The sequence below is a fragment of the Pseudomonas sp. LB3P93 genome (assembly GCF_054898025.1).
Genome location: NZ_CM142713.1, coordinates 1,995,689 through 2,010,236, shown reverse-complemented (window position 1 = coordinate 2,010,236; position 14,548 = coordinate 1,995,689). Strand labels below are relative to the sequence as shown.

Annotated in this window: 16 protein-coding genes; 9 read left to right on the top strand and 7 right to left on the bottom strand. The window is 59.2% G+C overall.

Annotation, left to right across the window (positions count from 1 at the left end):
* Positions 1–25: 25 nt before the first annotated feature.
* Positions 26–1,852 (bottom strand): long-chain-acyl-CoA synthetase, encoded by a 1,827-nt coding sequence (locus ACYZT8_RS08990; protein ID WP_461980420.1) that lies wholly within the window; start codon positions 1,850–1,852, stop codon positions 26–28.
* A 343-nt stretch (positions 1,853–2,195) separates the two neighbouring features.
* Here ACYZT8_RS08990 and ACYZT8_RS08985 point away from each other — a divergent pair, with 343 nt between their 5' ends.
* Positions 2,196–2,474 carry a DUF3509 domain-containing protein gene (locus ACYZT8_RS08985; protein ID WP_131062449.1) on the top strand — a complete coding sequence of 93 codons (279 nt, stop codon included), beginning with the start codon at positions 2,196–2,198 and terminating at the stop codon, positions 2,472–2,474.
* A gap of 143 nt (positions 2,475–2,617) precedes the next feature.
* Here ACYZT8_RS08985 and mtnC read toward each other — a convergent pair whose 3' ends face one another.
* Genes mtnC through aroC form a run of 5 tightly spaced genes read right to left on the bottom strand, consistent with a single transcriptional unit; the run spans position 2,618 to position 6,766 of the window.
* A complete protein-coding gene (gene mtnC / locus ACYZT8_RS08980; protein ID WP_461980418.1) occupies positions 2,618–3,301 on the bottom strand; it encodes an acireductone synthase in 684 nt (227 codons plus the stop codon).
* 4 nt (positions 3,302–3,305) lie between these two features.
* Positions 3,306–3,851, bottom strand: a complete 546-nt coding sequence (locus tag ACYZT8_RS08975) for a 1,2-dihydroxy-3-keto-5-methylthiopentene dioxygenase (RefSeq protein ID WP_461980416.1) — start codon at positions 3,849–3,851, stop codon at positions 3,306–3,308.
* Between the two features lie 20 nt (positions 3,852–3,871).
* Positions 3,872–4,498: a methylthioribulose 1-phosphate dehydratase gene (locus tag ACYZT8_RS08970; protein ID WP_461980414.1), complete on the bottom strand. Its 627-nt coding sequence runs from the start codon at positions 4,496–4,498 to the stop codon at positions 3,872–3,874.
* Entirely contained in the window at positions 4,495–5,646 is a 1,152-nt protein-coding gene (locus tag ACYZT8_RS08965; protein ID WP_461980412.1) for an MFS transporter, read from the bottom strand. Before ACYZT8_RS08965 ends, ACYZT8_RS08970 begins: the two co-directional genes overlap by 4 nt.
* Before the next feature lie 28 nt (positions 5,647–5,674).
* A complete protein-coding gene (gene aroC / locus ACYZT8_RS08960) occupies positions 5,675–6,766 on the bottom strand; it encodes a chorismate synthase (RefSeq protein ID WP_131062445.1) in 1,092 nt (363 codons plus the stop codon).
* A gap of 129 nt (positions 6,767–6,895) precedes the next feature.
* Here aroC and ACYZT8_RS08955 point away from each other — a divergent pair, with 129 nt between their 5' ends.
* Both ACYZT8_RS08955 and ACYZT8_RS08950 read left to right on the top strand, forming a co-directional pair.
* Positions 6,896–7,849, top strand: coding sequence for an alpha/beta hydrolase (locus tag ACYZT8_RS08955; RefSeq protein WP_461980410.1), 954 nt, complete (start codon positions 6,896–6,898; stop codon positions 7,847–7,849).
* A 98-nt stretch (positions 7,850–7,947) separates the two neighbouring features.
* Positions 7,948–8,739 (top strand): hypothetical protein, encoded by a 792-nt coding sequence (locus tag ACYZT8_RS08950; protein ID WP_461980408.1) that lies wholly within the window; start codon positions 7,948–7,950, stop codon positions 8,737–8,739.
* 127 nt (positions 8,740–8,866) lie between these two features.
* Here the strand turns inward: ACYZT8_RS08950 and prmB are convergent, their stop codons facing one another.
* Positions 8,867–9,775 (bottom strand): 50S ribosomal protein L3 N(5)-glutamine methyltransferase, encoded by a 909-nt coding sequence (gene prmB, locus ACYZT8_RS08945; protein WP_461980406.1) that lies wholly within the window; start codon positions 9,773–9,775, stop codon positions 8,867–8,869.
* A gap of 238 nt (positions 9,776–10,013) precedes the next feature.
* Between prmB and ACYZT8_RS08940 the strand changes: the two genes are divergently transcribed.
* The 6 genes from ACYZT8_RS08940 (at position 10,014) to ACYZT8_RS08915 (ending at position 14,471) form a co-directional block, all read left to right on the top strand.
* The gene (locus ACYZT8_RS08940; RefSeq protein ID WP_461980404.1) at positions 10,014–10,604 is read left to right on the top strand and encodes a cysteine hydrolase family protein; all 591 of its coding nucleotides are present in this window, start codon (positions 10,014–10,016) and stop codon (positions 10,602–10,604) included.
* Between the two features lie 129 nt (positions 10,605–10,733).
* Positions 10,734–11,054, top strand: a complete 321-nt coding sequence (locus ACYZT8_RS08935) for a hypothetical protein (RefSeq protein WP_010456650.1) — start codon at positions 10,734–10,736, stop codon at positions 11,052–11,054.
* 86 nt (positions 11,055–11,140) lie between these two features.
* Entirely contained in the window at positions 11,141–11,698 is a 558-nt protein-coding gene (locus tag ACYZT8_RS08930) for a Smr/MutS family protein (RefSeq protein ID WP_258615992.1), read from the top strand.
* 77 nt (positions 11,699–11,775) lie between these two features.
* Complete coding sequence (gene folE, locus ACYZT8_RS08925) at positions 11,776–12,321, top strand: GTP cyclohydrolase I FolE (protein WP_003204506.1); 546 nt, start codon at positions 11,776–11,778, stop codon at positions 12,319–12,321.
* A 101-nt stretch (positions 12,322–12,422) separates the two neighbouring features.
* A complete protein-coding gene (locus tag ACYZT8_RS08920; RefSeq protein WP_046047502.1) occupies positions 12,423–12,794 on the top strand; it encodes a glutathione S-transferase N-terminal domain-containing protein in 372 nt (123 codons plus the stop codon).
* Positions 12,795–13,121: 327 nt separating this feature from the next.
* Positions 13,122–14,471: an NCS2 family permease gene (locus ACYZT8_RS08915; RefSeq protein ID WP_461957919.1), complete on the top strand. Its 1,350-nt coding sequence runs from the start codon at positions 13,122–13,124 to the stop codon at positions 14,469–14,471.
* Positions 14,472–14,548 lie beyond the last annotated feature (77 nt).

Here is a 14,548-nt window from a genome sequence, read left to right as displayed (position 1 = left end):
ATAGCCACATTTAATAGCGCTGCTTTCAATAACGAAAAGCGCCGCCGTGAATATCCGCCAGCAACTGCGGAGTGACTTGCACATAAGTCTGAGTGCCGGGCAGCCAGGCGTAGATCGGGTCATCGCCGGTTTTGCCGGGGTCGAAGGCTTCGTCCTTGAGGCGGGTCTTCTGATATTTGAAGGTCCCGGTGGTTTCCATTTTCACTTTCACCCGCAGGAAAAGCGGCACCGCGTACGCCGGCATTTGCTGGCGGGCAAACTCCAGCAGTTCGCTGAAGTCCAGCGTCGCCAAGGATTCCGCCGGCGTGATCGCGGCCATGCCGGCACGCCCGTTGGTGTTCTGGATTTCGACGCCGTATGCCACGGCTTCAGAAATATTCGGGTGTTGCAGCAGAATGTTCTCGACCTCGGTGGTCGAGACGTTTTCACCCTTCCAGCGGTAGGTGTCACCCAATCGATCAACAAACTGGGCATGTCCAAAACCAATGTTGCGCAACAGATCGCCGGTATTGAAGTAACGATCGCCCTTGGTGAACACGTCGTGGAGCACGACCTTTTCGGTCTTCTGCGGATCGGTGTAACCATCCAGTGGCGCCTTGTCGTCGATTCTCGCCAACAACAGGCCCTGCTCCCCTTTGGCGACTTTGCGCATGAAGCCTTTGGCATCACGCATCGGCAGGCCGCTGTCGTGGTCGTAGGCCACCAGCTCCCAGGCCATCAGGGAAAAACCGATGGTGTTGTCGAAGTTAAGGATGTTGGTAAAACCGATGTTTCCGTCACTGGCGGCGTACAGCTCGCAGATGTGATCAACCGCAAATCGCGTCTTGAACTCGTGCCATGCACCGGGACGCAGGCCATTGCCGATCATCTTGGTCACGCGGTGTTTGCTGTCGTCGGCAGTGGGCGGCTGATCCACCAGGTAGCGGCATAATTCGCCCACATAGCCGAGGGTGGTCGCCTGGTATTTGCGCACGTCATTCCAGAACTGGCTGGCGCTGAACTTGCGGCGGATGGCAAATCCAGAAGCGCCGCTGATCGCCGAGCCCCAACACACGCAGAGCCCGGTGGCGTGATAGAGCGGCAAAGTGCAATAGACGACGTCCTGCGGCTGCATATTCAGGGCGATCTGGCCGAAACTCGCGGAGCTGCGCATCCAGCGACCGTGTTTGAAAACACCTGCCTTGGGCAATCCGGTGGTGCCTGAGGTGTAGATATAGAAACAAGGGTCGTCGAAAAAAACCCGCTGGCTGCTGACCGGATTCTCACTGGACGCTGGGGCGCTGGCACTCATCAAATTGATGAAATCGTCGGGCGCGTTGCCGGGACGAAGATAGGTGTTTTGATCGGCGACGAACCATGTGCGCGTCGGCTCGATCGACACACGCTCGCGGACCGCGCTGAACGCCGGGACCAGTTCTTCGCCAACGATGATCGCCGCAGGCGCCACCAGGTTCAGGCTGTGGGCCAGGGTGTCGCGGGTTTGCGAGGTATTGAGCAAGGCGCTGATCGCGCCGACTTTGGCCACGGCCAATATCGTCACCAGCAGTTCCGGACGGTTCTCTAGAAACACCGCCACCACATCGCCCTTGCGGATGCCTTCGGCGATCAGGTGATGGGCGATGCGATTGGCCCACTGGTTGACCTGTGAATAACTCAGCACCACGTCGCCCTGCAGCAACGCCGGGCCATCGGGATTGCGCAAGGTCGCTTGCTCGAAGGTCCAGCCGAGGCCACACGGTTGAGTCGGGTCCTTGACGTTGGCGACTTTCATGCCCTTCACCACGCGGGGAATGGCTTTGGCAATGGAAGGCAGTTTGCGGAGCATCATGCCCCAGGTAATCGTGTCGCTCATGCTTGCTCCCGTTCGATCTTTTTATTGTCGGGCGGCGGTCTATGAGTCCGAAAATACGTCAGCGGTTCTTGAGCTGTACACGCGGTTTTTGAAATGTTTTGTATCCGCGCCCCATCGTTTGAGTTCGCGATCCTCAGCGGGTGTGATTGGTTCCATCGAATCGTGACCGACCACGCAAAATGCAGGATGCACGATGGCCATTCATGCAGATTGCACGAAAGCGAAAAATCACCAAGAACATAACTTATTGATTTATAACGATTTAAAAAAAATAAGGTGCTGGCACAATCACTGCAACTACCTCTCCATGCTTGCCAATCAAGTGCAAACGGAGCTGATAGACATGAGCCTGATCCAAGAAAAATTTACCTCCCTGTTCTCCAACTTCGAAGTGAACACTCAGTCGCGTCCAGACGGCGGCATTCTGCTGACCCTGCGCAGCACCGAAGGCAAAGTGTTCAAGCGTTCGATTTCGTACCAGCAATTGCATGCCGGCGATCAGCTGTCGTGGGTGATCAGTGCGATTCGCCGTGACCTGGCTGAACAGGCCAGCGAACTGCCGCAGATCTCCATGCTGCAAAGCCAGCAACGGTTTGCCCTGCCGACTTATCATTCGGCGTGAACCTTGCGGTTGTGTAAATAAACGCGCTGCAAAAAAACAGGCCGTGAAAGCTTTCGCTTCACGGCCTGTTTTGTTTCTGAACCTGCACCGATCCCGCCCTTGTAGGAGCGAAGCTTGCTCCTACAGGTTATGGGCGTTGTGGCTTAGAACGTGGAAGGATCGATCCGCGCAAAGCTGTCGACGGTCACATGCCCCGCAAGCGCCCCGCCTTCTCGGGCCAGCCCGCACGTTGCCATGCCGGCCGCGCGCGCCGCGTCCAATTCTTCGACGATGTCGGACAGGAACACAATCTGCGCAGCTTCCAGCCCAATGGCCTGGGTGATGCGCTCGTAAGACTGCGCTTCACGCTTGGGACCCGACGTGGTGTCGAAGTAGCCGCTGAACAGCGGCGACAAATCCCCCGCCTCCGAGCAACCGAAAATCAGTTTCTGCGCCTGGATCGAGCCCGAGGAATAAACAAACAGTTTGAAACCGTCCTGATGCCAGCGCTTAAGCGCTTCAACGGCGTCCGGGTAAACATGGCCTTTCAACTGCCCGGCCTGATAACCCTGCTCCCAGACCATGCCTTGCAACGCTTTCAACGGCGTGGCCTTGCGGTCTTCGGCGATCCAGCCCAGCAGGATGTCGATCACCCGCTCAACGTCAGCGTCCGGCTCGTTGCTGTCCCGGCGCACGGCGGCCAGTTGCTCGGCCACGTCCGCGCGCTCGGCCTGCTGGCGGACGAAGTCCGGCAGGTGACTGGCGGCATACGGAAACAGCACGTCGAACACAAAACTCACCGCGCTGGTGGTGCCTTCGATGTCGGTGAGAATCGCTTTGATCGGCATCGGCTCAGTCCTCAAGACGCGGGAAGCGGTTGGCGATGTCTTCGCCGGTGAACTTGGCCACCCAGCCATCAGGGTTGTTGAACAGACGGATTGCGACGAAATGCGGATGCTCGCCCATGTCAAACCAGTGCGGCGTGCCAGCCGGGACCGAGATCAGGTCGTTCTTCTCGCACAGCACGGCGTAGACGTAATCATCGATGTGCAAGGTGAACAGCCCACGGCCGGCGACGAAAAATCGTACTTCGTCTTCGCCATGACGGTGTTCGTCGAGGAACTTGGCGCGCAGTTCGGCTTTTTGCGGGTGGTCGCTGGTGAGGCTGATCACGTCGACGGTGACGTAACCGCGTTCGGTCATCAGCTTGTCGATCTGCTCCTGGTACGCGGCGATCACTTCTTCCTGACTGGCGCCGGGCTGGATTTTCGCCGTGGCTTGCCAGCGGTCGAAACGCACGCCCTGCTCGGCCAGGGTCGAGGCGATGTCTTCGAAATGGGTCAGCACCTTGTTCGGAATGTCAGGGCTTGAGACGTGGTAAACGGACAGGCTGCTCATCAGGGCAACTCCTTAACGGTTCATGCTTTATGGTTCAAGAGTGAGCGCATCTTCAACTCGCACTCGAACAAAAATTCAAACGCCTCGATCTGCCGCAGTGCGTCGCTCATCCGCGCGCCCCAGGTGTAGAGGCCGTGGCCGCGAATCAGGTAGCCGACGCAATCCGGATGGGCTTCAAGCCAAGGCTGCACCTTGGCGGCGAGACGCGCAATGTCCTGATCGTTGTCGAAAATCGGCACGCGCACCCGGGATTCGTGGGTCGAGACGCCGCTGAAGGCTTTTTGCAGTTCGTAATCTTCGAACTCGATGAAATCTTCGGGCGTCAGGCGCGACAGCACCGTGGCGTTCACCGAATGGGTGTGCAGCACCGCACCGATCTCCGGGCGCCAACTGTAGAGCTGGGTGTGCAGCAGGGTTTCGGCGGACGGTTTTTTGCCCGGTTCCAGGCTGTTGCCCGACAAGTCGGTGGCCAGCACATCATCAAGACCCAATTGGCCTTTGTGCTTGCCGGACACGGTCAGCAGCGCTTCAGTCGGCGACAGGCGGGTCGAGTAATTGCTGCTGGTGGCCGGCGACCAGCCGCGGCCATACAGAAAACGCCCGGCGTCGATGATTTCCTGGGCGAGGTGTTCACGGGTGAGGCTCATGGCCTGTCCTCTTGCATACGTGTGGCAATGATAATGGCAGCCGCCAGGGCTGCGAGACTGGCAATACTAAAGGTGAACGTGGCCCCGAGGGCGTTCCAGCTGTAGCCGGAATACAACGCGCCCAATGCGCCACCAGTGCCGGCGAGTGCGGCGTAAAGCGCCTGGCCTTGACCTTGCTGGCGCGCACCGAAGCTACGTTGCACGAACTGGATGGCAGCGGCGTGAAAGCTGCCGAACGTTGCGGCGTGCAGCACTTGGGCAAACAGCAGCACCCAGAGAAATTCGGCCAACGAACCCAGCAGCAACCAGCGCACGGCCGCCAGCAGGAAACTCGCCAGCAGCACCCGACGCACCGAGAAGCGTGCGAGGATTTTGCTCATGACCAGGAACATCAGGACTTCGGCGACCACGCCGACCGCCCAAAGCAGGCCGATCACGCCTCGACTGTAACCGAGCCGTTCAAGGTGCAGCGTCAAAAAGGTGTAATAAGGCCCGTGGCTCACTTGCATCAGCGCCACGCAGCCGTAAAACGCCAACACCCCGGGATTGCGTAACTGCCTGAGAAATCCGTCTCCGGCAATTCGCTCGCCCTGAACCGGTTGCGCGTTGGGCACCCACAGGCTGCTGACGACAATGCCGGCCATGATCAGCACCAGCGCCACCGGATAAATGTCGAGGCTCAGCCATTCGAACATCCGGCCGAGGGCGACCACGGTGATGATGAAACCGATGGAACCCCAGAGGCGGATCTGACTGTAGCGCGACGTCTGCCCTTTCAAGTGCGCCAGGGTGATGACTTCGAACTGCGGCAACACCGCGTGCCAGAAAAACGCATGCAAAGCCATGACCATCGCCAGCCAGGCGTAGGTCTTGCTGACGAAAATCAGCGAGAACGTCAGCAGCGTGCAGACCGCGCCGAAGCGCACGATGGCCAGGCGTCGGCCGGTGTAGTCACCGAGCCAGCCCCAGATGTTCGGCGCGACGCAACGCATCAGCATCGGGATCGCCACCAGTTCGCCGATGCGCGCACTGGAAAAGCCCAGGTGATCGAAGTACAGCGCCAGAAACGGCGCTGTCGAACCGAGCAAGGCGAAATAGAACAGATAGAAACTGGAAAGCCGCCAGTACGGGAGCGCCGCCACGGTCATCAGACCGCAGCGACTGTGAGGTCAGCCATTAAAGCTGACCCAGCACCGGCGTGCTCACGCGCACATCGGCATTCTGCCCGCGATGACGCAACAGGTGATCCATCAGCACGATGGCCATCATCGCTTCGGCAATCGGCGTGGCGCGGATGCCGACACACGGGTCATGACGACCCTTGGTGACTACCTCCACCGGGTTGCCATGAATGTCGATGGAACGGCCCGGCGTGGTGATGCTCGACGTTGGCTTGAGGGCCAGGTGCGCAACGATCGGCTGACCGGACGAGATGCCGCCCAAAATGCCACCGGCGTTGTTGCTGAGGAAGCCTTCCGGGGTCATTTCATCGCGGTGTTCGGTGCCGCGCTGGGCGACGCTGGCGAAACCGGCGCCGATTTCCACGCCTTTGACCGCGTTGATGCTCATCAGCGCATGGGCCAGTTCGGCGTCGAGGCGGTCGAAAATCGGCTCGCCGAGGCCTGGCATCACGCCTTCAGCGACGACGGTGATCTTCGCGCCGACCGAATCCTGATCACGGCGCAGCTGATCCATATAGGCTTCCAGCTCCGGCACCTTGTCCGGGTCAGGGCTGAAGAATGCATTCTCTTCCACCGAATCCCAGGTCTTGAACGGGATTTCGATCGGGCCGAGCTGGCTCATGTAGCCGCGAATGACGATGCCCTGGGTGGCCAGGTATTTCTTCGCAATCGCGCCGGCGGCCACGCGCATGGCGGTTTCACGGGCGGAACTGCGTCCGCCACCGCGGTAATCGCGCTCGCCGTATTTGTGGTGGTAGGTGTAGTCGGCGTGGGCCGGACGGAACAGATCCTTGATCGCCGAGTAGTCCTTGGACTTCTGGTCGGTGTTGCGGATCAGCAGGCCGATAGAGCAACCGGTGGTGCGACCTTCGAACACGCCGGAGAGGATTTCGACTTCGTCGGCTTCCTGACGTTGCGTGGTGTGGCGGCTGGTGCCGGGCTTGCGGCGGTCCAGATCGCGCTGCAGATCCTCGAGGGAAATCTCCAGCCCCGGCGGGCAGCCGTCGACAATGGCGACCAACGCCGGACCATGGCTTTCGCCCGCGGTGGTGACAGTGAACAGCTTGCCGTAGGTATTGCCGGACATGCAGGACGCTCCGTGAAATGAACCTGAATACGTAATGCGCGCCAGTATACGCAGGCTACCCAAGTAGTTCATCCTCGAACCTTATGGGTGCCCGCGAGTCCAACCGGCACCTTTGTGAATGATGGCGTGATGATGCTGCGAGTTATAGCCTTGAGCCTTACCCTGTTTACCGGCTTTGTCCAGGCCACTGTCCTGCAACGCCCGATCACATTGGATACCGGCACCGGGGAGCTTTTCGGCTCTCTGCTGCTGCCAAAATCCGACACACCCGTGCCGGTTGTCCTGATCATTTCCGGCTCCGGCCCTACGGATCGCGACGGAAACAACCCCGACGGCGGACGCAACGACAGCCTCAAACGCCTGGCGTGGGTGCTGGCCAAACACAACATCGCCAGCGTGCGTTATGACAAACGCGGCGTGGCGGCGAGCCTCGCGGCCACGCCGGACGAGCGCAATCTGTCGGTAGAAGCCTATGTGTCCGACGCCGAGGCCTGGGGCCGCAAGCTCAAAAGCGATCCGCGCTTTGGCCAGCTGATTCTGCTGGGCCACAGCGAAGGCGCCTTGATCGCCAGCCTCGCGGCACCCAGCATCGATGCCGCAGCGGTCATCTCCATGTCCGGCAGCGCCCGGCCGATCGATGAGGTGTTGCGCCAGCAATTGAGCAATCGCCTGCCACCGCCGCTGATGCTGCGCAGCAATGAACTGCTCGACAGCCTCAAGGCCGGCCACACCGATGACAACGTGCCGCCGCAGTTGCAGGTGATTTTCCGCCCGAGCGTGCAGCCGTACCTGATTTCGCTGTTCCGCCAGGACCCGGCAGCGGCGTTCGGCAAATTGAAGATGCCGGCACTGATCATCCAGGGCAGCAACGATATCCAGGTCGGCGTCGGTGACGCCCGCATGCTCAAGGCGGCCAAACCGGATGCCGAACTGGCGCTGATCGAAGGCATGAACCACGTCATGCGCATCGTACCCAATGACGTAAGACGGCAAATGGCTTCCTATAAGGATCCGCAGTTGCCACTGGCGGCCGAACTTGGCACGCGAATCCTCGGGTTTATTGACGGACTTCGCGCCAGTTAAGAGGGGTTACCCTCCAGTCTTGCAAAAAACGGCCGATAAGCCTTTGTCGCCAGCGCTATGACTGGCGACAAGCAGAGCTTGGACAGGATCTCGCCGTTATGACTGATACCCAGACTTCACCTGACACGACCGCTGAAAAAGACGCACCGCCAGCGGTCGAGCTGCCGTGGGCGGACGTCCACGTCGAGCACCACAAGATGCTCCGTCTGGCACCGCTGCAAACCGATCGCAATACCGGTGGGCGGCCGCTGCGCTTTGTCGAGTTCGGTTACGCCGACCGCAACAGCAAGGAACACAGCCTGATGCGCATGAGCATCAAGCTGCCGGGCCAGCGCGTGCGCAAAGAGCAGAATCATCTGGACGTGTGGGTCAATCACACCACCAAACGTGTGCATTTCGAGCCCGAAAGCGGCTTGCAGATTGAGCCGATGAACCGAGGCATCGGCCGGTTCATGGCCGCTCAAGGGATCACCTGGGCGAAAAAGCGCTGGCCCGGCTACACCGTCGACGGCACCGATCTGAACAATAAAGATGCGTTGAACGAAGACACGCGCCTGCGTCGCGATCACTTTCTGAAGTCGCATGGTTTTGAGGTGGTCTACGCCGACGCCCAGCATTTGAAAGGCAGCGTCAAAGAAGTACGGGTCGAAGACCTGGTGGGTGACTGGAACAGCGAAAAGCTGCAACTGGTGGAAATCCTCGAAGCCGCGCAGATGCTTCAGCAGGCAGAGCAGAATCTGGCCGAGCAGGAAGTGAAGCTGAAGAAGCACGAAGAGAAGGTCAGCAAGTACAAGCGTGAAGACGCCGGGCTGCGCTTTACCATTACGTGTCTGGTGGCGTTTGCGGTGTTTCAGGCAGGGTTGTTGATCTGGATTGCTACGCACCGGTAAAGGTCTGGGACCGTGGCGCGGCCTTCGCGGGCAAGCCACGCTCCCACAGGTTCTAAGTCGTGCTCATACTCTGCGGCACACACAAAACCCTGTGGGAGCGTGGCTTGCCCGCGAAGGCGTCCTAAAGTCAGACGCGGGAAGCGAATAGCGCCTGATGATCGCGGCACTGCTCCGCGCTCAGCATGAACACACCATGCCCCCCGCGCTCGAAATCGAGCCAGGCGAAGTCGACTTCCGGGTACAGCGACTCGACGTGAACCTGGCTGTTGCCCACCTCAACAATCAGCAAGCCCTTCTCGGTCAAATGATCCGCCGCTTCGGCGAGCATCCGGCGCACCAGGTTCAAACCATCATCACCGCAGGCCAGGCCCAGCTCAGGTTCGTGCTGATACTCGTCCGGCATGTCGGCGAAATCTTCCGCATCCACGTAAGGCGGGTTCGACACGATCAGGTCGAAACGCTGCCCCGGCAGACCATCAAACCCATCACCCTGAACGGTGTAGACCCGCTCATCCACGCCATGGCGTTCGATGTTCTGGTTGGCCACTTCCAGCGCCTCGAACGACAGATCCGCCAACACCACTTCGGCGTTCTGGAACTCGTAGGCGCAGGCGATACCGATGCAACCAGAACCGGTGCACAGGTCGAGAATCCGCGCAGGCTCGGCGCCCAACCATGGCTCGAAACGTTTTTCGATGAGCTCGCCAATCGGTGAACGCGGAATCAGCACGCGCTCGTCGACGATGAACGACATGCCGCAAAACCAGGCTTCGCCCAGTAGGTAAGCGGTCGGGATGCGTTCTTCGATGCGACGCTTGAGCAGGCGTTGCAGATTGACCAACTCGTCTTCTTCCAGATTGCAGTCGAGGTAACTGTCGGCAATTTCCCACGGCAAGTGCAAGGCACCCAACACCAGTTGACGGGCTTCGTCCCAGGCGTTGTCGGTCCCATGGCCGAAAAACAGATCCTCCCCATGGAAGCGGCTGACGGCCCAACGGATATGGTCACGCAGGGTACGAAGGCGGGAAGTGATCACGGGGGTAAACTCCAGAAAAAACGACTGGCGATTCTAACAGCCAAAACGCGCCCCGACGACGCAGGAAAACAGCGGATCAGATGTAGGACATATCCATTTTTGCCGTTGGCTATTGAACAAAACCCGCATCTTGACAAGGCTGCACGCCAACAACGACGGCGTCTACGATAGTAGCGATTCACAGAACCGCTCAGCCAGAGGACAATGTCGCAAAAGCCCCACTCCAAGGAGCCCCAGAATGTCCGTTCCAAAAACGATGTTTCAACTCAGCGGCCGCGGTTACGCAGCAGCCAATCTGGGTCATGCGACCCTTGTCATCATCGATGCCCAGAAAGAATACCTCAGCGGCCCGCTGGCCCTGAGCGGCATGGATGCTGCCGTCGCGAACATCAAGCAACTGGTCGCTGCCGCCCGTGCAGCCGGCCGTCCGATCGTGCATGTGCGTCATCTCGGCACCGTCGGCGGGCTGTTCGATCCACAGGGCGAGCGCGGTGAGTTCATCACGGGCCTGGAGCCACAGACGGACGAAACCATCATCGGCAAACTGCTGCCGAGCGCGTTTCACGGCACCCAATTGTACGATCGGCTGCAAGAACTCGGCTCCCTGGACCTGATCGTGTGCGGTTTCATGAGCCACTCCAGCGTCAGCACTACCGTGCGAGCAGCGAAGAACCTGGGCTTTCGCTGCACCCTGGTCGAAGACGCCTGCGCGACTCGCGATTTGCCCTACAAAGGTGGCGTACTCACTGCCGATCACGTTCAACAGACCGAAATGGCGATCATGGCGGACAACTTCGCCACCCTCGCGCTCACTCACGAACTCATCTGACCGGCTCGAAGAGCGGTCAAAACCGCCGCTCATCCGCAAAAGCCTCTCATTTGCTGCAATTGACTTAGCCTCAGGAACATCCCGGACAAGTCCCGGTCGAAGGGCCGATACCCATTGAGGAAGGTCGGAATGAAGTTATCCGATGGTTTTGATGCACGCCGCTTGCGGCCCAAGGGCCAACGCAATTGGCGTTTTCGATTCGGCGCAGCTTTTGCTGCCTTGCTGGCGACGTGCGGTGTGTTGCTGGCAATGGCCGGTGCCGCCAGCCTGCTGGGCCGTCCCCCGGCCCTGGGCGAGTTGAATGCCAGCCCGCTGGGCTCGGCGATCATTCTGGCGGTTGGCCTGTTCGTGCTCTACATCGGCGTGTGGTTGTGGCGTCGCTGCCGTCGCCGCTCGCGCCAGTCGCGAGAGCTGAACATGTCCCCGCACCTGATGAAAAAACACGATTGAGTAAAGGCCCGGCATTTTGGCGGGCCTCAATTGTTATGGATAGCGCCTCGACTTGGGTAAACTGGCCGCCCTTCGCGGAGGCTGACATGCAAGACGACGATTTTTCCCTGTTCAAAAGTGCGATCCAAGGCGTCAAGCCGATCAAGCACGATCGAGCCGAAACCGGCAAACCCAAGGCCGACCGCGCGCAAATCGCCAAGCTTCGCCAGGCCGCGACCGTTCGCACCGATGCCACCACCGTTGATGGTCTGTCCGACCAGTTCGTGATCGATGTCGGTCCGGAAGACGAGTTGATGTGGGCCCGTGACGGCGTTCAGGAAAGCCAGATACGCAAGCTCAAGATCGGGCAGATTCCGTTCGAAGGCAGCCTCGACCTGCATGGCATGTCCGTGGAGAAAGCCCGGGAAACCCTCTGGGCGTTTCTGGCCGAAGCGACCAAATTCGAAATCCGCTGCGTGCGCGTCACCCACGGCAAGGCCGTGCGACTGGACGGCAAGCGACCGATGATCAAAAGCCACGTCAACACGTGGTTGCGTCAACACTCACAGGTACTCGGCTTCACCTCGTGCCAGCCTAAACACGGCGGGGCCGGCGCGGTTTATGTGATGCTCAAACGAACCATGATGGAAGGTCGCGACGAGTAAAGCTGTCGCTTCACGCTTGCAGCGCCGTGTTTGCCACCGTACCCTTGCCCTTTGCGAAAATCCCCACAGGTAGTTTCATGTCCCTGGAACAGAATTACACCGCGATTCTCGGCCAATTGGGCGAGGACGTCTCCCGCGAGGGCCTGCTCGACACGCCAAAACGTGCCGCCAAAGCCATGCAGTACCTTTGCCGCGGCTATGAACAGACACTGGAAGAAGTCACCAACGGTGCCTTGTTCAGCTCCGACAACAGCGAAATGGTGCTGGTCAAGGACATCGAGCTCTACTCGTTGTGCGAACACCACCTGCTGCCGTTTATCGGCAAGGCGCACGTCGCCTACATCCCGAGCGGCAAAGTGCTGGGCCTGTCGAAAGTCGCGCGGATCGTCGATATGTACGCTCGCCGCCTGCAGATCCAGGAAAACCTCAGCCGCCAGATCGCCGATGCGGTCCAGCAAGTCACTGGCGCCCTGGGCGTTGCGGTGGTGATTGAGGCCAAGCACATGTGCATGATGATGCGCGGTGTGGAGAAACAGAATTCGTCGATGATCACATCGGTGATGCTGGGTGAGTTCCGCGAAAACGCGGCGACCCGCAGCGAGTTTCTCAGCCTGATCAAGTAATTCGTTACACGAAGAAAACCGGCATTCATCGCCGGTTTTTTTTCGCCTGTGAAAAATCAGGTAAGCTGCGCGCCTTCCGTTCGCCCTGTGAGGCTTATTCCGTGTTCGTAAAAGCGCTTCGTGTCGGCCTTGGCCAACTGATCATCTTCATCGACTTCATCACCCGCCCTGGCAAGAAGCAGCGCCCCGCCGCCGCCCAGGCTCAGGTTGAAACGGCCGCCAAGGACCTGACGCTGTATCAGTTCCACGCCTGCCCGTTCTGCGTGAAAACCCGCCGTACCCTGCGTCGCCTGAATGTGCCGGTGGCGTTGCGCGATGCGAAGAACAACGAACAGGATCGCCAGACCCTGCTGGAACAAGGCGGCAAGATCAAGGTTCCGTGCCTGCGCATTGAAGAGAATGGGCAGACCACCTGGATGTACGAGTCCAAGGTAATTATCGATTATCTGGATAAGCGGTTTGCAGCGGCCTGAATCATTTGGGTTGGTGGATCTGACGCCATCGCGGCATTGCAAATCCCGAACAGAAAAAAACCGGCCGATCGCCGGTTTTTTTTCGCCCGCACACCGGCGATAGCGCCCTCGCAAAAGCATCCCTCCCGGCGATATATCCCTATTGCCAAACTTTTCGTCTACAAAATCAAAAACATTATTTGCTTTATTTGTATACAAAAGCATAATCCACTTCGTGCGAGTTTCTGACCAGCCGGTCAACAAATTCGCAAGTGCCTCAAAGGGCCGCTGCCACCCTCATGGGTCCGGCCCTGGAAATAAAAATAAAACTCTTGAGGAGTATTCGCTGTGGAAAGCCGCAAATCCGAAGCCCCGACGCTGGAACTCTCGCCGCCGTTACGCAATGGCTTGCTTGAGCGCATCTTCAAACTCAGCTTGCACGGCACCACGGTGAAGACCGAGCTGATTGCCGGTCTGACAACCTTCATCACCATGGCCTACATCATCTTCGTCAACCCCAACATCATGGCCGACGCAGGGATCGATCACGGCGCCGCATTCGTCGCGACCTGCATCGCTGCCGCCCTGGGTTGCTTGTTGATGGGCCTATACGCCAACTGGCCAGTCGGCCTGGCGCCGGGCATGGGCTTGAACGCGTTCTTCACCTACACCGTGGTCGGAACCATGGGCTACAACTGGGAAACCGCCCTTGGCGCGGTGTTTGTGTCCGGTGTGTTGTTCATGTTCCTGACCTTTTCGCGGATTCGCGAATGGTTGCTCAACAGCATTCCTGTGAGTTTGCGTTATGCCATGGGCGCCGGCGTGGGTCTATTCCTAGGGTTGATCGGCCTGAAAACCGCGGGCATCGTCGTCGATAGCCCGGCCACCCTGATCAAGCTCGGTTCCCTGCGTGAGCCCGGCCCGTTGCTGGCCGCCATCTGTTTCCTGATGATCGCCGTACTCAGCTACCACAAAGTGTTCGGTGCAATTCTCATCAGCATCATCACCGTGACCCTGGCGGGTTGGGGCCTGGGCCTTGTCCACTACGAAGGCATCATGTCGGCCCCGCCAAGCCTGGCACCTACCTGGATGGCCATGAACGTCGCTGGCGTATTCAACGTCAGCATGATCAGCGTAGTGCTGGCCTTCCTCTTTGTGCACATGTTCGACACCGCCGGCACCCTGATGGGCGTCGCCCAGCGAGCCAATCTGGTGGGCGCTGACGGCCGGATCGAAAACCTCTCCCGCGCCATGAAAGCCGACAGTGCTTCCAGCGTATTTGGTGCGGTGGTCGGCGTGCCTCCGGTAACAAGTTACGTGGAAAGTGCCGCTGGCGTAGCAGCGGGTGGTCGGACTGGTCTTACCGCCGTGACCGTAGGTGTGCTATTTATTGCAGCCATGTTCTTTGCCCCGTTGGCCGGCATGATTCCCGCTTACGCCACTGCTGGTGCACTGATTTATGTGGCAATGCTGATGATGGGCGGCATGGCGCACATCGAGTGGGACGAAGCCACCGACAGCATTCCGGCGATCGTCACCGCGATCATGATGCCGCTGACTTTCTCGGTCGCCGATGGCATCGCGCTGGGCTTTATCACTTACGTGGTGCTGAAGGCCTTCACCGGTAAGCACAAGGAAATATCCGTCAGTTTGTGGGTGCTGTGCGCGATCTTCATCGCCAAGTTTATTTTCTTGTAAGCCGTCTACGTTTCAAAAACAGTGTTTCAAAACAGCCTCACCCCGTCGGGTGGGGCTTTTGCACAAAGGGAGGAAAG